Here is a 21117-nt window from a genome sequence, read left to right as displayed (position 1 = left end):
AATTTACTAAAAATCTGCATATTGCGCAACTTTTTCATTTATATATCCTTAAAATTCTAATTCAACCAACGAGTAGAACTTTATTACTTTATATGCCTTTCGCCGGCAGGGCACTTTTTTCATTGCCCTTCTGCCGGGCGGCACTTTCTTTTCACTTCGCCGCTCAGGCCGGGAGGCTTTTTTCTTTGATAATTGTCTCGGGCCGGCGGGCTTTCTCTCCGGCGGAAAGTTCTACGGGCGTTCCCTCGCCAGGGGTAGAGTTTTTTCTTCTCCTCCCGCTCATGCCGCGGGGGCTTTTATTTTTTACTGCCTCGAGCCGGCGGGGCTTTTGTTCTTTATATAAAACTTTTTTTGATGCCCTCATGCCGGGCGGGCACTTCCTTTCTTGGGTGACCAAGAGAAGGAAGCAAAGAAGTCACCGGGAATCGGTTTCGCCTTGTCGAAGCCCGCGCACCCGCACGGGCTTCTTAAGTCAAAACACGACATTCCCGGGTCTGCTGTGTCTACCCGCAATTAAGGAAGATACTGGTTTCAAGAGCGAAGTACCTCCGGAAGCGTCGTGTTTTGCCTTGAGGGGGACGCGCAGGACGCGCGGACACCCGACAAGGCGAAACCGGCTGGAGGCAGTTTCTTTGTTTACTTTCTTTGCTGACAAAGAAAGTAAAAGCCCCGCCGGCTTGAGGCGGCTCAGAAAAAAGTGCCCGCCAGTTCAAAAAAGAATAAAGTATATAACTTTGCGATCAGATGATCAAAATAGGTTTAATATCCGACACCCACGGCACATTCGACGACCGAATCAAACACTTTCTCGACCCCGTGGAGCAGATTTGGCACGCCGGCGACATCGGATCGTTGGAACTGGCCGACGAAATCGACGCATTCCGGCCGCTGACCGCCGTTTACGGAAACATCGACGACCACCGGGTACGCACAGTCTATCCGAAATTCAAACACATCGTCTGCGAAGGAATGAGCATCGTAATGACCCACATCGGCGGCTATCCGGGGCGATACGAACCTGAAGCCCGAATGTGGATCGAACAGGTGCATCCGGATTTGTTCATCAGCGGACATTCGCACATCCTCAAAGTCATTAACGATAAGAGATACAATTTATTGCACATGAATCCGGGAGCGGCGGGGTACGGGTATCAGGGAGTGCGGACAGCCCTGCGCTTTGTCGTGGACGGCGACCGGGTGACGGAGTTGGAAGCGGGGGAGTTCTAAATCATGAAATACTCATTTCTTTTATTCTTAATTTTTTGTTTGAATGGACTTAACGCATCCGTACCTGAACCGATACTTTCGGTAACGGCGATCAAGACCGAACAGCAAACCATCCTCAAAAAGTTAGGCAAACGTCCCGATTTTTTCCTGCCGTGGCGATGCGAATCGGTACGGAGCGTCATGCTCGAACGCGTGCAATTGAGCTCCGACCGGAAAACCCTGAAGCTCTATTGCAATGTAGGTTTGGCGCAGATCGCCATTCGGCAGGAGTTGCTCGATACGTGGGCGGATGCCGTCCGGAAAAAACTGGGAGCGGATTATCAAGACTGTCAAGTACGTTTCTACGCCTACAATATACCGGCGGAACGCTTCATTCCTAATTATTACCGGGAAAAGGCCGACCGCGATCCCAAGCGGGAAAGCACTCCCATTGTTCGCAGACCGCTTGTGAGGCGTATCTACCGGTCGGGATACGGGCGCGGATTGGGAGGGCGGCATATCGCGCTTTGGGGCGGTCACGGGAAATATTATCACGAAAAAGAGGATTCCGCCTGGAAATGGCAGCGCCCCGCTCTGTTCTGCACGATCGAAGACTTGAATACCCAGGAATTTGCGACGCAGTATCTTGCTCCGATGCTGGAAAATGCGGGGGCTGTGGTCGTTATGGCCCGCGAACGCGATCCGCAGCAGCGGGAGATTCTGATCGACAACGACGGCTCGACCGGAAATGCACGGATCGAAATCGTCGGGGATTGGCACCGAAAATCGGGAGGATTTGCTTTCCGGGACACTTTACATGCCGGGAATCCTTTTCGTCAAGGGACTGTGTTCCAGGCTGAAATCGGCAGTGAGGTAAAGCCCAGGATTACCTATCTTCCCGGTTTGGACAAACCGGGAAGATACGGCGTGTACGTCAGTTGGAAAGCTCTGCCGACTAACCCGACGAACGCCCGGTACACGGTTTGCCATGCGGGCGGAAAGGCGGAATTTGAAGTCAATCAGCGCATCGGAGGTTCCATGTGGGTCTGGCTGGGCGTTTTCGATCTGGACAGCGAGTCGAAAATCGTGCTGAGCGCACCGAACGACCTCGCAGAAGGCACCTTGACAGCCGATGCGGTCAAGATCGGCGGAGGAATGGGAAATGTCGAACGGGCGGGACAAACCAGCGGTGTGTCGCGATACTCAGAGGCGGCGCGGTACTGGATGCAGTACAGTGGCGTGCCGGATTCGATCTACGCCCAGGAGACTTTGTCGCCCGATAATAAGGAGTCCGAGATGCTCGATTATATCGACAATTTCAAGGGGAACGGCGACTGGTGCAATTACCTCAGGAAACAGAAGCGCATCCCGCTGGACTTGGCTTTGGGCTTGCATACCGATGCCGGCATCTGCGATTCGATTACAGGCACGCTGACGATCCATTACACAGACCGTGCGCGGGCCAGCTATACGAACGGCAAAAGCAAATTGGCCGGACGCGATCTGGCCGACCTGGTTCAAACGCAGATCGTAAACGATTTGCGCATGAAATACGATTCGACATGGACTCGACGGTCGATGTACGACAAAAGCTATGCGGAGATTTCGCGGCCCGATATGCCGGCCATACTGGTCGAAATGTTCTCCCACCAGAATGCGAACGACATGGCAGTCGCTCTCGATCCCGCGTTCCGTTTTGATATGGCGCGGGCGGTCTATAAAGGGGTGCTGCGTTTTCTGGCCGATCGGTATGGGCGGAGTTACACGGTGCAGCCGCTGCCGCCGTCAGGTTTCCGGGCCGAGTTGATCGGCGGCGACTCGGTTCGGCTAAGTTGGCGGGCGACGGAAGACCCGTTGGAACCGACCGCCGGGCCGAACCGCTATCGGGTTTACCGGCGGATCGGCAGGGAAGGCGCTTTCGACGAGGGGGTCGAAGTGCGTTTCCCGGAGATCGGATTGCCGTTGAACCGGGACAACCGGGTCTACAGCTACAAAGTCACGGCGATTAACGACGGCGGCGAGAGTTTTCCGAGCGAGATCCTTTCCGTCGGGTTGGCTGACGGTGAGAAGGGTAAGGTATTGATTGTAAACGGTTTCACCCGAGTAAGTCCTCCGGCTTTGAAAAAAAACGCCGACGGCAAGATTCTGGGGTTCGACATGAAGGCGGATCCGGGCGTCCCTTATATCCGGGATCGGGCGGTGGTCGGCGAACAACTGGATTTCGACCCTCTGTCTCCGTTCCAGGACAACGACCGTCCCGGCTGGGGCGCATCTTCCACAGCACGGACGCCGGACGGAACGGCGGGCAATTCATTCGATTATCCGGCCATCCACGGAGAAGCCTTGTTGAAAGCGGGCTATTCCTTTGCGAGCGTCTCGCGCGCTGCGTTCGAGAAAATGCCGATCCGACCTTCGCAGTATCGGATGATCGACCTGATTTTGGGCGCCCAGCGCAGCTATCCGGGACGATATTCGATTTTCAGTCCGTTGATAATAAAACGATTGCAGGATTTAACGGAAGCTAAGGTTCCGGTTGTCGTTTCAGGCAGTTATATAGGCAGCGACCCGGGTCTATCGGAAACCGTCCGGAATTTATTGGGCTATACTTGTTCCGAACGGATTCCCAATCCGCAGGAGATGACCGGCGGCTCGTACTATACCCCCACATTCGACCGGCTGCGCCCGCTGGCCGGGGGCAGCACTATCCGGATGGAAAACTGGCCGGCCGAAGGGGTGCGAAACGGACGAACATATATTTTCGGATTTCCGATCGAAATATTAGATAGCAACACGTTAGGCGATTTATTTAAACGTTTGCTCGTATTGGAATAAAACGGGTCCGCAGAACCGTTTTGCCCAACCTGTCGCAACGGTTTATGCAGCGACGGCTATCGTATTGTTTCCGAGCCACGTACGACCGGTGACGGATTCTATGAAAGTGTCGCGGTCGATCCGGACGGAAACCTCGTGGAGATCGTCGCCTGAAACAGACACGGACAAGTCCGAAAAAAAACCTAATTTTACGCTCGATTAGCTGCCAACAAGATGGGTATCAAACATAAGATCCGTCTCGGATTCATTACGATCGGCATACTGCTGTTCCTTTCCGGGATCATATCCTCGCTCGAACTGGCGAGGTTCAACCGCACGACGCACAACCTGCTGACCCGGAGCCAAAGGAGTATCGAGATGTCCAAACAGATGCTCGATGCCGTACAGGAACAGAATACCGCCTTGTTGCTTTTTATTACGGACAGCAGCCGAAGCGCGGTTTACGACTCGCTGATCGTCAAGGGAGACCGGGATTTCGGCCAGGCTTTCCGGTCTGTGCAGAATGCGCTTCGCGACCCGGCGCAGCTGGAGACGATCCGCACGGCATCCCAGTACTACAACAGCATCGTTTCACAAGTGAGCGACAGTACCGACATAACCTGGTTTACGGATGTTTACAAAACTTCCTACTACAACCTGACCCATGCCATAAAGGAATTCATGGTTCAGATTCAGCAGCGGACGATCGACTATACCGCTCAATTGGAACGGAATGCTTACCGGGCTTCCATGGTGGGGATTATCGCATTGGGTGCGGGTATTCTGCTGCTGATGGTGTTCTATTTCATGCTGAACAATTACTTTATCGGCCCGGTGCTGCAAATTACGCGATCACTGCAAGGATACATCGACTCGCGACTGCCTTTTGAAGTCACTATAACCACACGTGACGAGATCAACACTTTGAAAGAGCATATCGCCGCACTGGTTTCGGCCCATAAAAAAACGAGGCAGTAGGGATGAAAATCGGTTTGGTCATACGTTACGTCGGGCTGGTGATGCTGCTCAATGCGGCATTCATGCTGATCTCCGCCGTCATATCCCTGCTCAACGGGCCGGATACCGGTTTCTATCCTTTGTTGCTCAGTTTCCTGATTACGGCGATCGTCGGTGCCTTTCCGCTGATTTTCGTTCCGAATGACAATAACCTGCCCAACAAAGAGAGCTACGTCATCGTCATTATGTCCTGGGTCATATCGTGTTTGCTGGGGATGCTGCCCTACCTGATCTGGGGCGGCGAGTTTACCGTTACGAACGCTTGGTTCGAGAGCACCTCCGGCTTTACCACCACCGGTTCGACCATCCTCAGCGACATCGAGGCGCTGCCCGAAGGATTGCTGTTCTGGCGGGCCAGCACGCACTGGATCGGCGGCATCGGCGTCATTCTGTTCGCGATCGCCATCCTCCCGTCGGTCGGCAAAACCAAAATGAGTCTCTCCAGCGCCGAAATGTCGATGATGGCCAAAGACAACTTCCGGTACTCCACCAAAAAAGTCCTCCAGATCATTATTTTCGTCTACGTCGGCCTCACCCTGTGCGAAACAGCGGCTCTGATGGCTGTCGGCATGGACTGGTTCGATGCCGTCACCAACTCGTTCTCTACCATAGCCACAGGAGGATTCTGTACCAAGAACCTGAGCATCATGTATTACGACAGCGTGACCGTCGAAATGATCATCACCTTTTTCATGATCATCTCCGGACTGCACATGGGGCTGGTGTATGCGACGATACGGGGCAAACGCAACAACCTTTTCCGGTCGGAAGTGGCCCGGTTCTACATTTTGTCGTTGGCGGTATGTACGGTGATCGTCTCGGCCAGCCTGCTGCTGCACCATAATTACACCACGGTGGCGGAGGCATTCCGTTACGGTATTTTTCAGGTGACGTCGTATATGACGACCACCGGTTTCGCTTCGGCCGACGACTCTTTATGGCCTCCGCTCGCGATGATCGTCATGATGTATTGTACGATGCAGTGCGCCATGGCCGGGTCGACGACCGGGGGATTGAAAACGGACCGGATCTTGCTGCTGTTCAAGGCGATCAAGGCACGGGTCTTGAAACTCCAGCACCCGAATGCCGTGATACGCATCAAACAGAACGGCATTACGCAGGACGACGGGATGGTCAATGCGGCGATCCTGCTGGTGATGATCTATCTGCTGAGCGCTTTGGGCGGCACGATGATACTGGCAGCCATGAACATCGACCTGTTGACCGGTTTTACCGCGACGATCGCCAGCCTGAGCAATGTTGGCCCGGGATTTGGTAAAGTCAGTAACTTGGACAACTACGGGATATTGCCCGATGCGGCCAAATGGCTTTTGTCGGGCCTGATGCTTTTCGGGCGTCTGGAATTTTTCGGATTCATCCACATTTTCATGCTCCGCAGTTGGAAATAAACAGATATTGACTATCTTCGTTTCGTATCGAAGTTATGCGTAATTTTTCACGATTCATATTGCCGCTCATGCTGCTCGGTGTCGCAGCCCTGTCCGCGAATGCCCAAAAAGCCCGGATCGCCGGTCTGGAGCAGAATGAAGATTACATGCAATTGCTGCGGCAGCAACTGCAACTCAAACGCTGCGAAGACTCTACGGTCTCGTTGATCAACAGCAGCCGCAAACTGTTTGAAAACAGCACGGACAGGGACAAGATCGGGGAGAAGATCGTGCGGCTGGAAGGCGAATTGTTCGAGATCCGGAACCGCATGGGTCAGATCACGGCACAGGTGGCGGCCATCGAACAGGAATACATTGTCGAACACATGGACGATGCGACGGCGGAGGCTCCTGCTGGGGAAGGCGTGAGGACGCTGTTCGCCAACCCGTTTTTCACGGACAATCTTTCCCGAAACGACATCGCTTTGTTTACGGTGACGCCGAAAGTGGAGCCGGAGATAGGGAAAATCAACAAACGCATCGCTGATCTGTACGAACAGCTGACCACCGTCAAACGGCAGTACGATGCCGCGAATGACCAGGAGATTATCGACAGCCTGGCAACGCGGGCGGGCGAGCTGAAAGAACAGATCGAACAGGTGGATGCTTTGATGGAGCGGCTGTGGTTGTCGATCTATAACCGGAAATTGGACAACTATCTGGTTCTGATGGATAAGATCGGGACGATCGACCGCCTGAAACTCGAGCAGCTGGACCAGGAAAGCCGACAGGTAAGAAGGGCCGAAGGATTGGCGGGAGAGCAGCTGGCACCTTTGGTAGCCACTTATCCGTTGCAAAAAAAATTAGCGCTGGATTATGAAATTACGATGGCGCAAGCTTTGGGACTGAAGCTGGCGGAAGATTCGCTGACGGGGGAGGCGGGGAAATTTTCGGCGGAAACCGCTGCCAAAGAAATGACCTATCCGGACATTCCGTTCGCGCCGAGGAGTTTGGTGGTGTACGGGCCGATTGTCAGGACGGAGGATGAAACACAGCGAAACTACTCGACCGTCGAGGATGTGCCGGTACTGCATGTACCGAAAAAGGGGGTCTATTATACGGTGCAGATCGCTTTATATACGACACCTCCTAAAAGTGTCGATGCTTTCAAAGGGATGGCTCCGGTAATGTACCAGAAACTGAGCAACGGACAGACGCGCTATTCGGCGGGAGGCTTTACGGCTTACAGCGATGCGCAGGCGGCGGCGGGCCAGATGGTCAGGGCGGGATTCAGGGCGTCCGTCGTCGCGTTTGCGGACGGGAAAAGCACTGCGGCAGTAAAGGCGAAGGCGCTCGAAACGTCGGCACGACAAACGGCAGAGAAAGGAAGGACGGGCGGATACACCATAGAAATCGTTCCGGCGGAACTGCGGCTGCCGACTGCTATGCGTGAGATTATTACCTCGCGGGCACCGGGTAAAACTATTGTCCGGAACTCGTCGGGATCGGAAGTGATCTATTCCGTGGGCGGTTTCGCCACTCAAACGGAAGCGGAAGAGGTGGCGGAGGCACTCCGCAGCCAGCCGAATGCTAAAATCAAAGTTGTGGGACTATGACAATTTGGATCATACTGTTAATTCTTTTCGGGTTGCTGCTTTTCGTGGTGGAACTGGTATTGCTGCCGGGGATTACCGTGGCGGCGGTGGGGTCTTTCTGCTGCTTGGTGGGCGCTGTGGCATGGGCATTCGTGGAGAATGGCGCTGCCGGCGGATTTACCGTACTGGGGATCGTCGTCGGATTGCTGCTTATTCTGACTGCACTGTTCCTGCGGCCGCGGACATGGAATCGTGTGGCGCTCAAAACCAATATCGAATCGCAAGTGCAGCCGGAGCAGATCGACAAGCAGGTGGAAGTGGGGGTGCGGGGGATGACAATGACCCGGCTGGCCCCGATGGGGAACGTCCGGATCGGCGACCGCATTTTCGAGGCGAAATCGCTCGACAGCTATATCGATCCGAGACGGATGGTGATCGTGATCGGATACGACAATGCCCATATTGTCGTGCGGCCTGTGACTGAGGAATAAAAAATTACGCAAACTGACTAAATCCGGAAAATATTATGGAATTTTCGACAACGGCAATCATTATCTCGGCGGTCGCCATCGTACTGCTGTGGATCATTCTCTATTTCATTCCGATCGGGCTGTGGTTTTCGGCCATGGTTTCCGGCGTGCGGATGAGCTTGCTTCAACTCGTCCTGATGCGGTGGCGGAAGGTGCCGCCGGGAACGATCGTCTCGGCCATGATCGAGGGGACGAAAGCCGGGCTGCACCTGAATCCGAACGAACTGGAGGCGCATTATCTGGCGGGGGGACACGTGGCGAATGTGGTGCATGCGTTGGTTTCGGCACAGAAAGCCAATATCACGCTGGACTTCAAAATGGCGACGGCGATCGACTTGGCCGGACGGGATGTGTTCGAGGCGGTGCAGATGTCGGTCAATCCGAAGGTCATCAATACGCCTCCGGTCACGGCGGTGGCCAAAGACGGGATTCAGCTTATCGCCAAGGCGCGGGTGACGGTGCGGGCGAACATCAAGCAGCTGGTGGGGGGTGCTGGGGAGGAGACTGTGCTGGCCAGAGTGGGGGAGGGGATTGTATCTTCGATCGGCTCGTCGGACTCGCATAAGAGCGTGATGGAAAATCCGGACTTCATTTCACGCGTCGTATTGGAAAAGGGATTGGATGCGGGGACGGCTTTTGAAATTCTTTCGATCGACATTGCGGACATCGATGTGGGGCGGAATATCGGTGCGGTTTTGCAGATGGATCAGGCGAATGCGGATAAGAATATCGCTCAGGCTCGGGCGGAAGAGAAACGGGCGATGGCTGTGGCGCTGGAGCAGGAGATGAAAGCGAAGGCTCAGGAAGCGCGAGCTAAAGTGATCGAGGCGGAGGCAGAGATTCCGATGGCTATCGCCGAAGCGTTCCGGAGCGGGAATTTGGGGATTATGGATTACTACAAACTCCGTAACATTCAGGCCGATACTTCGATGCGGGAAAGTATCGGGAAACCGGGCGATATCAGCAAACAATAATTTGCCGGGATTTTTCGGCGGAGCGGTGTAATTTCATTTGGAAATAACGAGCGGAAGCACTACTTTTGTGGTGCTTTCAGCGCCGGGAGAGATGGGTGAGTGGCTGAAACCAGCAGTTTGCTAAACTGCCGTACGGAGTAATCTGTACCGGGGGTTCGAATCCCCCTCTCTCCGCCAATCAAAGGTAATGTTATAAATAGTGAAGCTTCGCAAATATTAATTTGCGAGGCTTCACTATTTTAACATATTAAACTTTTGGATAAGATAGCGTGAACTACTCCTATCGCAGGATTAACGAATCTTTTCCCGATGAGTTTGGAATGAACCCGCTTAACAATGTAATGTTTGAGTAAAAACTTTTCCAAAAGATTTTTATATTTGTAGTGCATTGCCGGATAGGTAATGCGTTTTTTGATGGCATTTAGGCTATTGGCTTGCAACGAAAACGACCAATTTTAAGAGCAAAGACACCAATAAGCACACTGAATGCCCTCGCCGTATGGCGTGGGTTGTGCTTATGTTTTTGTGGGTGCTTGGTCGTACCTCGTTGCAGTAAGCTATAACCCACGTTTCTTTTTGTAGTTAAACGGTTGCCATCTGTCGGCAAAGGCTCAACGAAGAGCAAAATATTGTTTAACTAAACACTCAAAAAAATGAAAAAACTGTTGTTTTTGGCTATCGCAGCCATTCTTTTCACTGGCACAGCAAATGCACAGACCTCCCCGAAGAAAGTATATTGCGAATTATTGGGGGTAAGGAAACTTTTAAGCGCAAAAGTAACCGTAGTAGTAGACTTTGGACAAAATCCGCACGACAACAGTAAACTCGTGGACGAAAACGGAAAGAAAATCACATTCAATTCAATGGTGGACGCCATGAACTACATGGGTGAACTTGGGTGGGAATTTGAAGATGCCTATGCTATAACCTTAGGAACGGGGGCTTCCGGTCAGAATGTATACCACTGGTTGCTGTCAAAGTATATATCAGACGACGAAAACATAAACGACGGATTTAAAACAAAGCAGCAATTCAAGGATATGCAGCGTGAACAAGAAAATCAACAACAAGAATAAATTATTGAACTATGCTTTGGGATTCTTTTATCATCGGTTTCATAGGTGATATTTAAAGAACGGATGCAGCATATACAACAAGAAGAGCCGTCATTAGACGGCTCTTCGTTTTTGCGTAGGTTATGGAATAAGGCCTTTTGCAATGAATTTCATCAAGAACATTATGAATCTTTTTGGCAAACTCTCCTTGTTGCCGTTTTTTTCATTTTGCGTAGCCGAATAATCCAAGATTATACCCCGCGTTTGATCCGCACCGCATCGCCCGCCGTCGGCTTCAGAAACCCATAACCGAACAAGTGTAAAAAACCGATCACCACAATAAACAGAAAAGCCAGACGGAAATCCGGCACGGTATATCGACCCGGTACTCCGCCGTGGATCATATTGGCGAACCGCAAAGCCACCGCCCCCGCCGCAATCCCCATACCCGTAGACATCTGCTGGATCGTACTGTACAACGTATTGGCCGCCGTCATTTTCCGTTCGGCAATATCGGCAAAAGCCAAAGTCGTAAGCGAACTGAACTGCATCGACCGCACTAATCCCGAACAAAACAGCGTGACGACGATGATCCATACCGGTGTATCCGGCAACAGCAAAGCCGTGAAAAAAGTAAACAAAGCGACTAAAAAACCGTTGACCAGCAGAATGTTCCGAAATTTGAAACGACGGATGATCCACACCGTGGCCGACTTCATCGACAGATTGCCCGCCATGGTGGATAGGAACAGCAGACCCGATTGGAAAGGAGTGAGACCGAACCCTTCCTGGAACATCAGCGGCACGAGATAGGGAAAAGCCCCGATCACAATCCGCGACACAGAACCGACCCAGATAGTAATGCTATAAGTCCGCACCTTCATGACCGAATAGTCGATCAGCGGCGCCACCGTACGCTTCGCATGCCATACGTTGAGCACCAGCACCGCGAGGCTGCCGATTACGACCGCAAGAGACACCCCATAGGAAACATTCGTTTTGCTGAACATCTCGACCCCGTACATAAATCCCGCCAGCGCCAGCCCGCTCAGCACAAAACCCGTCCAGTCGAAAGGCTTTTTCACCGCTGCTTTTCCCGCGTGCAGCCCCTCTTGGGGTATATAATGCCAGGCCAGCAGGATGCAAACGATACTGATGGGCACGTTGAGATAGAAGATCCATCTCCACGACCAGAAAGTCGTCAGGTAGCCTCCCACCAACGGCCCCACGATCGGCGCCACAAGCGCCGGAACGGTGATGTAATTCATGGCCGCGGGCAATTCGTCTTTCGGCGTCACTTTCAGCACTGCCAGCCGCCCCACAGGCGACATCATCGCCCCGGCCATCCCCTGCATGATCCGGTAGAGGACGAACTGGAACAGGTTTTGCGAAGTCCCGCAAAGGGTAGAGGAGAGGATAAAAAAAGCGATCGCCCCGCAAAACACCTTGCGCGTTCCGAAACGGTCGGCGATCCAACCGCTGACCGGAATGAAAATGGCCAATGCCATCAGATAGGAAGTCACGCCCGTACTGAGATGCACAACGTCCGTTCCGAAAGCATCCGCCATCGCCGGGATCGCCGTATTGACCGCAGTCGTATCCAGAAACTGCATGAAAAAAGCGATCGCCACCACCAACGAAACCCGAATCGTCGTGTGCTTATTCATGCGTTCCCTTTCTTTTAGTCAAATATCCGAACCGCCCCATCATCATCAGACCGGCCGAAAGCAACCCGACCGGGAACCCCCACCATATCCCTTCTATCCCGCCGTGCAGAGTAAAACCGAAAACATAACACAGCGGCAGGGCCAGCACAAAATAGCCGACGAACGAAATCGCCGCCATCCAAGTCACATCGTTCATTCCCCGCAGGGCATTCGCATAAGTCACCTGGAACACATCTCCGACCTGCAAAGTCAGCAGAATCAACATCAATACCGACACGATATGGCAGACCTCCGGCGGAGCGTCGAATATCCGTCCCATGAACGGCCGCAAAACCAGAAAAGCGCAGCCAATCACCACCGCCATGACCGCCATCAGATGAAAGCCTGCCGTTACCGTGCGGCGCACGCTGTCGATCTCCCCGCGTCCGTAAAAGTGGCTGACCCGGATGGCGATCGCCGCCCCCGTGCCGTAATAAAGCAGAATACCCAAAGTGGATACCGACAAAATGACCTGATGCGATGCCAGTTCAATCGCTCCTAACCAACCGATCATCACCCCGGCTATGCTGAACATACCGTTCTCGATCCCCATCTGGAGGCCCACCATCGTCCCCATTTTAACGAGTTTGCGAAGGGTCGTTCTTCCGATCGCTCCGCTCCGGAAAACGGAGCGGTAGCGCCGGTATCTGTGTCCGTAAAAAAAGATTCCCGCAAAGACCACTGGCATCAGCACACGGGTCAAGAGGGTAGAGAGGCCCGCTCCGGTCGCCCCCATCGCAGGAAATCCCAGCTTTCCATAGATCAGTACATAATTGCCGATCACGTTGAAAAGATTCCCCCCGAGCAGGATATACATCGGCAGCCGCGTATCGGTGATCCCGTCGGCGAACTGTTTGAATCCGTTGAACAGCATCACGAAAAGCAGGGATACCGATTGCAACGCATAATAAGGCCGTATCCGGGGAAGTAACTCCGCAGGCTGTCCCAAATGCTCCACATTCAACAGAATTCCGCCCATCGCGACCATCATCAGAAAACCCAACAGGACATTGACCAGCAGGCTGTTTTTCAGCAGGACGCCTATCTGCCGGGTGTCGCCCTTTCCGAAGCTCTGTCCGACGAGCGGAGTCAAACCGTATGAGAAACCGAGCCCGAACAGGATCGGTATATTGAAGACGCTGTTCACGAACGACACTGCGGCCAGATCGTCCATTCCGTATCGCCCGACCATCAGATTATCTGCAAAGCCGACTATGACGACACCCAATTGTCCGATCATAATCGGAAACCCGAGCTTCAGCAACTCGCGATAATCGAAACGGTAATGGCGGAAAGGATACATGCGTAAAGGCCGCTTTCGGAAAAAACAGCCCAAAATTACGCATTTTAAAACGAAAAGCCATTATCCCGCGGGTTCTCCCTCAAGGTGCGTTCCAGTTCGAGCGCCCGAGGGAAAAGAATATTGTTTTCCAGATGGAGGTGCTCGAAAATATGGGCCTGCACATCTCGCAGCTTTTCGCAGAGCTCTTTATAGGAGACGCAACCGTCTTCCGGGACGGTAAAGTCGTTCGTGATCCGTTGCAGGCCGTACAATTCCCTGCCTGTCTGGCTGTGATCGCGTTCCATCATCGCTATGGGCTGGGCGATCGACTGAAAACGCACCTGGGGCAGGGGAGTGCCGTTTTCCCGGTGCGACACTAAGGCCAGGATGGCCGGAAAAAGAATCTTTTCCTCTTTGCGCATGTGATTTTCCAGCTCGTCGAACAAATTTTCGGTCAACTGCGATACTGCGGACAGCTCCGGATGCTTTCCGCCGTGCGTCGAAGCCACTTTCTTGGCCAGCGGCGGCAAAGTCTGCCGCTTATCCCGGACATAAGCATGATGGTATTGCAGGATTTGGTCGATGATTTGCGGAATGGAAAAGGGATTGCGTTTGCCGGTCAGCCGGGCCGCATCTTTTTCGCGGCCGATGATTTCCCGTCCGATCTGATCCGGGTCCAATCCGCGCGAACGGGTGGCTTCCGTAAAATTGCGCCGGCCGCCGCAGCAATAATCGATCCCGTATCGGGTGAAAATATCGGTGGCATCGGGATAGGCAGCCGCGATTTCGCCCACGGTCATACTCGCAAATCTCATGACGATAAGTTTTTTAGCCTGCAAAGGTTGCAAACCCTGTGCCGCAGATATAGAAAAGCGGTCTTGTTCCATGGAACAAGACCGCCGGAACGATCCTGAAAAATTAATCGTTCAGCAGGGCTTTCATCGAGAGGCTGATGCGCTTGCGGTCCAGATCCACCTCCATGACTTTGACCTTCACCGGCTGGTTCAGGCTGACGATGTCCGCCGGATTCTGGACGAACTTATTGGCCATCTGCGAGATATGAACCAAACCGTCCTGTTTGGCCCCTACATCGACGAAAGCGCCGAAACTGGTGATGTTGGTCACGATGCCCGGAAGCACCATGCCCTCTTGAAGGTCATTGATCGAGTGAATGCCTTCTGCGAACTGGAAGTCTTGCTTTTCGGTGCGCGGATCGCGCCCTTCTTTTGAGAATTCGTTCATGATTTGTGTGAGTGTTTGAATGCCTACGCCTTTTGTTACGTAGTGGTTAAGATTGATTTTTTGGCGTAGTGTCTCGTTTTTGATCAGCTCGCCGACCGTTACGCCCTGATCGGCTGCCATTTTTCTTACCACAGGATAAGACTCCGGATGCACCGCCGTATTATCCAGCGGATCGAGCGCCCCCTCTATTCTCAGGAAGCCCGCCGCCTGCTCGAACGCTTTCGTCCCCAACCGGGGAACATGCAGCAATTCGTTCCGCGAGCGGAACGCTCCGTTCTCCGTCCTGTATGCCACGATATTCGCCGCCAGCACCGACCCCAGTCCCGATACGTAAGTCAGCAAGTGTTTCGATGCCGTATTGAGGTTCACTCCCACCCGGTTCACGCAACTCTCCACCACCGTATCCAGACTTTTCTTGAGTTTCGTCTGATCCACGTCGTGCTGGTATTGCCCCACGCCGATCGACTTCGGCTCGATCTTGACTAATTCCGCCAGAGGATCCATCAGCCGCCGCCCGATCGACACCGAACCGCGCACCGTCACATCGCAGTCCGGAAACTCTTCGCGCGCCACGGCCGAAGCCGAATAGACCGAAGCTCCGTCTTCGCTCACCATGTAAATCCCCACTCCGGGCAAATCCAGCTCCCGCACCAATCGCTCCGTCTCCCGTCCCGCCGTTCCGTTCCCGACGGCCACAGCCTCGATCGCGTACCGGCGAACCAATTCTTCGATTGTCGCCGCTGCCTCGGCCCGGCGGTTCTGCGGCGCATGGGGATAAATCGTCTCGTGATGCAGCAGATTCCCTTGCCTGTCCAGACAAACCACCTTGCACCCAGTCCGAAATCCAGGATCCAATGCTAAAATATTTTTCTGTCCCAGCGGAGCCGCCAGCAGCAGCTGGCGCAAATTCTCCGCAAACATCCGGATCGCCTCCTCCTCCGCCCGCTCTTTGGCCACGCCCAGCAATTCGGTTTCGATGGATGGTTTTATCAATCGTTTGTATCCATCGGCCACTGCCGCCCGCACCAACGCCGCCGCCTCCCGGTTCCGTGCATCCCGCCGCACGAAAATATGTTCCAACCGATCCGCCAAAGTGTCTTCCCGGGCCGGTTCCAACACAAGCGACAACCGTAAAATCCCCGCCTTTTCTCCCCTTGCCATCGCCATCAGCCTATGGCCCGCACACCGCCGGAGCGGCTCGCTCCAGTCGTGATAATCCGAGTAATTGGCCGCTTCGGTCTCTTTCGGATCGATCCCCCGGCCTATTTTGGACGAAATGACAGCGTGAGAGGAAAAGGTTCGCCGCACCGCATCCCTTGCTGCTGCCGATTCGCCGACCCATTCCGCCATAATATCCGACGCCCCCTGTAAAGCGGCCGCAACATCCGGCACCTCCGTCCCGTTCACAAAACGGGCCGCCAGCCCGTTCGGTTCGGCATCCTGCCGCATAATCATCGCCGCCAGCGGCTCAAGCCCCTTGTCGCGTGCCATGGAACCCCGCGTCCGCCGCTTGGGCTTATAAGGCAGATAAAGGTCTTCCAGCACCGCCGCATCCCAGCACTCCGTAATGGAGGCCTCCAGTTCCGGCGTCAGTTTCCCCTGCTGTCCGATCGTCTGTAAAACGGTCGTCTTGCGTTTTTCTAATTCGGAGTATTTTCCGTACAGCTCCCGAATGCGTTCCACCGCGACTTCATCGAGCCCCCCCGTAGCTTCTTTGCGGTAGCGGCTGATAAAGGGCACGGTGCACCCGTCGTCCAGCAACCGGATCGTATTTTCTGCCTGACTGAGAGAGGAGAGGGATAACTGGCGAGCGATGAGCTCAGGAATGAATGACATCAAACGGGTTTAAGTATACAGTGTCAAATGTACGCTTTTTATCCGGACTTCCAAGTTTTTTCTGATTTCGGTACGAAAAATGCTATTTTTACCCGTACCATGAGAACACTTCCGAATACCACAGACCGCTACGGCGAAATAGGCGTCACTCGGATCGGGCATGCCGCTCTTTACCTGAGCTATAAAAACGAACGGATCGCTGTCGATCCGTATAGCGAGGTGGCCGACTATTCGGCGCTTCCCGAGGCGACGGCCATCCTGATCACTCACGATCATTACGACCATTATGATCCGGAAGCCATCCGGAAAATTGCGACGCCGGAAACGACGTTCATCGCACCGCCCAAAGTGGCCGATCTCCTGCGCGAGGACGGCTTCGGACAGCGTATCGTCGTACTGGCGAACGGCGATTCGACGGAGTACAAAGGCCTGATCCGCATCGATGCGGTGCCGGCTTACAATGTCGTACGCGAACGGGCGCCGGGCCAGCCTTTCCATCCGCAGGGGATCGGCAACGGCTATATTCTGACCTTAGACGACAAACGGATATACATTGCAGGGGACACGGAACCGACACCCGAAATGCGCCGGATCGACTTCATCTTTATTGCATTTCTGCCGCTGATGCTGCCTTTCACCATGAGCGAAGAGGAGTTTGTCGAGGCGGCCAAGATCATCGGCCCGGCGTACTTGTATCCGTACCACTACAATACGGTGGATAAGGAGAAGTTGCAGAGAGCGCTCCCCGATATCATCGTCAAATAATCGAAAAGGGCCGGTTCGACACCGGCCCTTCCATCATCTCAGTATCGTGTTCTTATGCACCCGGGCCAGCATGCAAACCAGCTCGGCGGCATAAGCCTCCCAGTCGGTAATGACCCTCGTCGCCACACCCGACGCGATGGCCGCTTTGGCGACAGCGATCGAAACGGTCGTCAGCAGCCGTTTGTCCAACGGTTTCGGAATCAGATAATCGCGGCCGAACGACAAGGAGTCGAGGTTATAAGCATGCAGCACTTCGCCCGTCACCGGCTGTTTGGCCAGCCCCGCAATCGCCCGCGCCGCTGCGATCTTCATTTCCTCGTTGATCGCGGTGGCCCGCACGTCGAGCGCCCCCCGGAATATGTAGGGAAATCCGATCACGTTGTTCACCTGATTCGGATAGTCGCTCCGCCCCGTGGCGAAAATCAGGTCCGGACGCGAAGCCTTGGCTTCGTCATACGGAATTTCCGGATCGGGATTGGCCAACGCGAAGACGATCGGATCCGGAGCCATGGTCTTGACCATCTCGCCCGACAGTACGCCTGCTTTTGAAACCCCCAGGAACAGGTCGGCATCTTTCATCGCCTCCGCTAAGGTGGAAATATCCCGGTCGGTGGCGAACTGCGCTTTTTCCGGGGTCAAGCCCGCGCGTCCTCGGGTAATCACCCCCTTGCTGTCACACATGACGAGGTTGTCCGATTTGACCCCCAACGAAAGGTAGAGCTTCGCGCATGCCGTAGCCGCAGCTCCCGCGCCGTTGATCACCACTCGAATATCGCCGATCTTCTTTCCGACGATTTCCAGCGCATTGAGCATCGCCGCCGAAGTGATGATCGCCGTGCCGTGCTGGTCGTCGTGCATCAAGGGAAGATCGACTTCCTCCTTGAGCCGCCGCTCGATCTCGAAACATTGCGGCGCCTTGATGTCCTCCAGATTGATCCCCCCGAACGTCGGCGCAATCATCTTCACCGTCCGGACGAACTCTTCGACATCGGTCGTATCGATCTCAATGTCATAGACATTGATCCCCGCCAGCACCTTGAACAGCAGCCCCTTGCCCTCCATCACCGGTTTCGAGGCCAGCGGCCCTATATTGCCTAATCCCAGCACTGCCGTTCCGTTCGAGATCACGGCCACGAGATTCTCTTTTCCGGTATATTCATAGACCTTTCCCGGATCATCGTGAATCTCCATGCACGGAACCGCTACGCCCGGCGTGTAGGCCAGAGACAGATCGCGCTGAGTCATGTAAGGTTTCGTCGGCACTACGCCCAACTTGCCTTTGGGGGCGGAATTGTGGTAACGTAAAGATTCTTCTTTCAGGTTTTTCATAAACTGTTTTTACGGAATTAATACATTTCCAAAGTAACGAATCCGAGGCTCCGTTACTTTAACGTTTGGCCGCAAGACTCGAACCGGCCTGTCGATTTCTCCGGTCGGGATGCCGAGCGTTCGCTGTGGCCACCCGAAACAGGAAGCCGTATATCCTGCGTCCCGCTGTTCTGTAACGGCAGAGCTAAATTATAAAAAATCTCGGAACTGTTCTATTTAGGACAACTCATGGCCACCTATTTCATAATCCTAAAAATACGATATATACCTCATAAAGACATATATTCGCTTCAGTCGGCGAAAAAAATATAATGTTTCGACGTAATACTTAAGTTTGAATCGCCATTGTCAAAAAAATGAGCGTGATGAAACATTTCCATTTTCCTGTTTTTATACTTTGGCTGTCCGCCGCCCTGGTCTCCTGCCGTCTGGACAAACCCGAACCGCTGCCGCAGGAACCTACCTACTCGGTCAGACTGAATGTCGACTGCGAACGGACTATCCAGGAAGCAGACGAACCTTTGACGATGGTCAAAGGTGCACCTTACGACCTGTATGCGGTGCAGGTTTACAAAAAAGGGGTAACGGGCAATTACGGCAAATACGCTTACGGCATTTTCGACAATGAGAACGATATGGTGCTGGACTTGCCTGCCGGTTCGACCTACAAGATCGAAATGACGATGGTACCGAACGGAGTTTCGGTGATCGCCAAAGGCGAGAACGGAGGCTACCGGGAACCGTTCATGACGGGCGGCTTCGATGCCGGCCCAGGCAAAGTGACCCGTGCCTTCACTCAGTCGTTCAGTTCCTATATCAACAAAATGAATTCGGGCTATGCCATGTTGATTGGGGAAGGGGCCGAACCGGCCGGATACAACCGGCCTCCGGTCAGCCGCTTCTACGGTGTCGTCGATAACTTTACCCCCACCGAAAACAGCAGTCTGACTATCGCACTGAAATGGGTCTGTTTCGCCCTGACCATCGTTCCCGAAGAATTTACGGAAGGAAGTATCGAGATAGAGATGGAAGGGGCTCCGATGCTGACGCTTACTCCTGGCAATCCGGGTGCCATCACCAAAAAGATATTTACATTCGCCCATTCGCTCAGCTCCGAAGACTGGACGGACGACAACTATTCGGAAACCGTCCCGATCTCCATCACCTGGGTCAAAGGCGACGGCACGAAGGTCGTCCTCCGCGACCGGTCGAATCCCACTGTCATCAAACGGCGGTACAACAAGATATTTACCCTCCCTTGCGGCGATGCCGCCCCGAAAGGCAATATAACCATTACCAAAGAGGACGAAATTCTGATCGACGAGGTGGAGACTGTTGCACGTCCGTAGAAAAACGCTATATTCGCCCTGTAACCTTTTTAAATAAAATCGTTACGGGACAATGGAAATAGTCATAATCGTCCTGCTGCTCGTTTTGAACGGCGTTTTCGCCATGTATGAAATCGCATTGGTATCGAGCAGCAGGGCGCGCCTCCAAAACGAAGCGGCGCGCGGGAGCCGCAAAGCAGAGTCCACGCTCCGGCTGCTGGACGAACCGGAAAAAATACTTTCCACCATCCAGATCGGCATCACCCTGGTCGGCATCGTCTCCGGAGCTTTCGGGGGTGTCGCGCTGGCGGACGACGTAAGCCCCTTGTTCGAGAAAGCGGCATTTCTGAAACCTTATGCCCGCGACCTGGCCATGGTCACGGTCGTGGCGGTCATCACCTATTTTTCGCTGGTTATCGGCGAACTGGTTCCGAAATCCATCGCCCTGAACAATCCGGAGCGTATCGCTATGGCCCTGACGCCGCTGATGCGCCGACTGACCAAGGTGTCCTATCCTTTTGTCTGGCTGCTGAGCATTTCGACCCGGCTGGTCAATAAGATACTGGGCGTTCGGAGCAGCGACGAACGTTCCATGACCGAAGACGAGATCAAAATGATCATCACTCAAAGTACGGAACAAGGTATTCTCGAAAAAGAGGAGACCGAGATGATCAAAGATGTCTTCCGGTTTACCGACAAACATGCCGACGAATTGATGACGCATCGCAAAGATCTGGTTTATCTCTATACCCGGCAGAGCAGGGAAGAGGTGCTGGATACGATCGCCGCGGCACATTACAGCCGCTACCTGCTGTGCGGAGAATCTTCGTCGGATATTCTCGGCATGGTTTCCGTGAAAGACATAATCGGCTTATGGCGCAACGAGACTGCATTCGACCTCCGGTCCATCGCCACCGAACCGCTGTTGGTGCCGGAAAACCTGCCGGCCACCCGGGTGCTGGAACTTTTCAAGCAGCATAAGTGCAGCTTCGCGGCCGTCATCAGCGAATACGGGGTGATCGAGGGGGTCATCACGCTGCACGACTTGTCGGA

Annotated in this window: 16 protein-coding genes, 1 tRNA gene and 1 pseudogene; 13 read left to right on the top strand and 5 right to left on the bottom strand. The window is 53.8% G+C overall.

Going from position 1 to position 21117, the window contains the following annotated elements; translation table 11 throughout:
- Positions 1–744 precede the first annotated feature (744 nt).
- The 10 genes and pseudogenes from Q0Z93_RS05000 (at position 745) to Q0Z93_RS04955 (ending at position 10597) form a co-directional block, all read left to right on the top strand.
- The gene (locus tag Q0Z93_RS05000; RefSeq protein ID WP_298063283.1) at positions 745–1227 is read left to right on the top strand and encodes a metallophosphoesterase family protein; all 483 of its coding nucleotides are present in this window, start codon (positions 745–747) and stop codon (positions 1225–1227) included.
- A gap of 39 nt (positions 1228–1266) precedes the next feature.
- Complete coding sequence (locus tag Q0Z93_RS04995; RefSeq protein WP_298063281.1) at positions 1267–4038, top strand: N-acetylmuramoyl-L-alanine amidase; 2772 nt, start codon at positions 1267–1269, stop codon at positions 4036–4038.
- A 51-nt stretch (positions 4039–4089) separates the two neighbouring features.
- Positions 4090–4191: pseudogene (locus tag Q0Z93_RS04990) on the top strand (VOC family protein); the annotation flags it as partial.
- Between the two features lie 60 nt (positions 4192–4251).
- Positions 4252–4995: a hypothetical protein gene (locus Q0Z93_RS04985; protein ID WP_298063277.1), complete on the top strand. Its 744-nt coding sequence runs from the start codon at positions 4252–4254 to the stop codon at positions 4993–4995.
- Positions 4996–4997: 2 nt separating this feature from the next.
- On the top strand, positions 4998–6443 hold the full coding sequence (locus Q0Z93_RS04980; protein ID WP_298063275.1) for a TrkH family potassium uptake protein: 1446 nt from the start codon (positions 4998–5000) through the stop codon (positions 6441–6443).
- Positions 6444–6478: 35 nt separating this feature from the next.
- Entirely contained in the window at positions 6479–8038 is a 1560-nt protein-coding gene (locus tag Q0Z93_RS04975) for a hypothetical protein (protein ID WP_298063273.1), read from the top strand.
- Complete coding sequence (locus Q0Z93_RS04970; protein WP_298063270.1) at positions 8035–8508, top strand: NfeD family protein; 474 nt, start codon at positions 8035–8037, stop codon at positions 8506–8508. Before Q0Z93_RS04975 ends, Q0Z93_RS04970 begins: the two co-directional genes overlap by 4 nt.
- 35 nt (positions 8509–8543) lie before the next feature.
- Complete coding sequence (floA, locus tag Q0Z93_RS04965; protein ID WP_298063267.1) at positions 8544–9521, top strand: flotillin-like protein FloA; 978 nt, start codon at positions 8544–8546, stop codon at positions 9519–9521.
- Between the two features lie 85 nt (positions 9522–9606).
- Positions 9607–9698 (top strand) — tRNA-Ser (locus tag Q0Z93_RS04960).
- 476 nt (positions 9699–10174) lie between these two features.
- Complete coding sequence (locus tag Q0Z93_RS04955; RefSeq protein ID WP_298063264.1) at positions 10175–10597, top strand: hypothetical protein; 423 nt, start codon at positions 10175–10177, stop codon at positions 10595–10597.
- 230 nt (positions 10598–10827) lie between these two features.
- Here Q0Z93_RS04955 and Q0Z93_RS04950 read toward each other — a convergent pair whose 3' ends face one another.
- The 4 genes from Q0Z93_RS04950 to Q0Z93_RS04935 all read right to left on the bottom strand — a co-directional run bounded on the left by Q0Z93_RS04950 (position 10828) and on the right by Q0Z93_RS04935 (position 16642).
- Positions 10828–12243, bottom strand: a complete 1416-nt coding sequence (locus Q0Z93_RS04950) for a DHA2 family efflux MFS transporter permease subunit (protein WP_298063261.1) — start codon at positions 12241–12243, stop codon at positions 10828–10830.
- Positions 12236–13585, bottom strand: coding sequence for an MATE family efflux transporter (locus tag Q0Z93_RS04945; RefSeq protein WP_298063259.1), 1350 nt, complete (start codon positions 13583–13585; stop codon positions 12236–12238). The genes Q0Z93_RS04950 and Q0Z93_RS04945 overlap by 8 nt, the downstream gene beginning before the upstream one ends.
- Positions 13586–13629: 44 nt before the next feature.
- Positions 13630–14379, bottom strand: a complete 750-nt coding sequence (ric, locus tag Q0Z93_RS04940) for an iron-sulfur cluster repair di-iron protein (protein ID WP_298063255.1) — start codon at positions 14377–14379, stop codon at positions 13630–13632.
- Between the two features lie 103 nt (positions 14380–14482).
- The gene (locus Q0Z93_RS04935; RefSeq protein ID WP_298063252.1) at positions 14483–16642 is read right to left on the bottom strand and encodes a Tex family protein; all 2160 of its coding nucleotides are present in this window, start codon (positions 16640–16642) and stop codon (positions 14483–14485) included.
- 99 nt (positions 16643–16741) lie between these two features.
- Between Q0Z93_RS04935 and Q0Z93_RS04930 the strand changes: the two genes are divergently transcribed.
- Positions 16742–17407, top strand: a complete 666-nt coding sequence (locus tag Q0Z93_RS04930; RefSeq protein WP_298063250.1) for an MBL fold metallo-hydrolase — start codon at positions 16742–16744, stop codon at positions 17405–17407.
- Between the two features lie 33 nt (positions 17408–17440).
- Here Q0Z93_RS04930 and Q0Z93_RS04925 read toward each other — a convergent pair whose 3' ends face one another.
- On the bottom strand, positions 17441–18736 hold the full coding sequence (locus Q0Z93_RS04925) for a malic enzyme-like NAD(P)-binding protein (protein WP_298063248.1): 1296 nt from the start codon (positions 18734–18736) through the stop codon (positions 17441–17443).
- Between the two features lie 356 nt (positions 18737–19092).
- On the opposite strand from Q0Z93_RS04925, the gene Q0Z93_RS04920 reads away from it, so the two are divergent.
- Complete coding sequence (locus Q0Z93_RS04920) at positions 19093–20085, top strand: hypothetical protein (protein WP_298063245.1); 993 nt, start codon at positions 19093–19095, stop codon at positions 20083–20085.
- Between the two features lie 52 nt (positions 20086–20137).
- Positions 20138–21117 (top strand): hemolysin family protein (locus Q0Z93_RS04915; RefSeq protein ID WP_298063242.1); only part of this gene is annotated, 980 nt, incomplete at its 3' end.

Source organism: uncultured Rikenella sp., from assembly GCF_947628055.1.
Classification (GTDB): Bacteria; Bacteroidota; Bacteroidia; order Bacteroidales; family Rikenellaceae; genus Rikenella.
The sequence above is the reverse complement of the archived record's forward strand: the minus strand, read 5'-3'. Positions and strand labels throughout refer to the sequence as shown.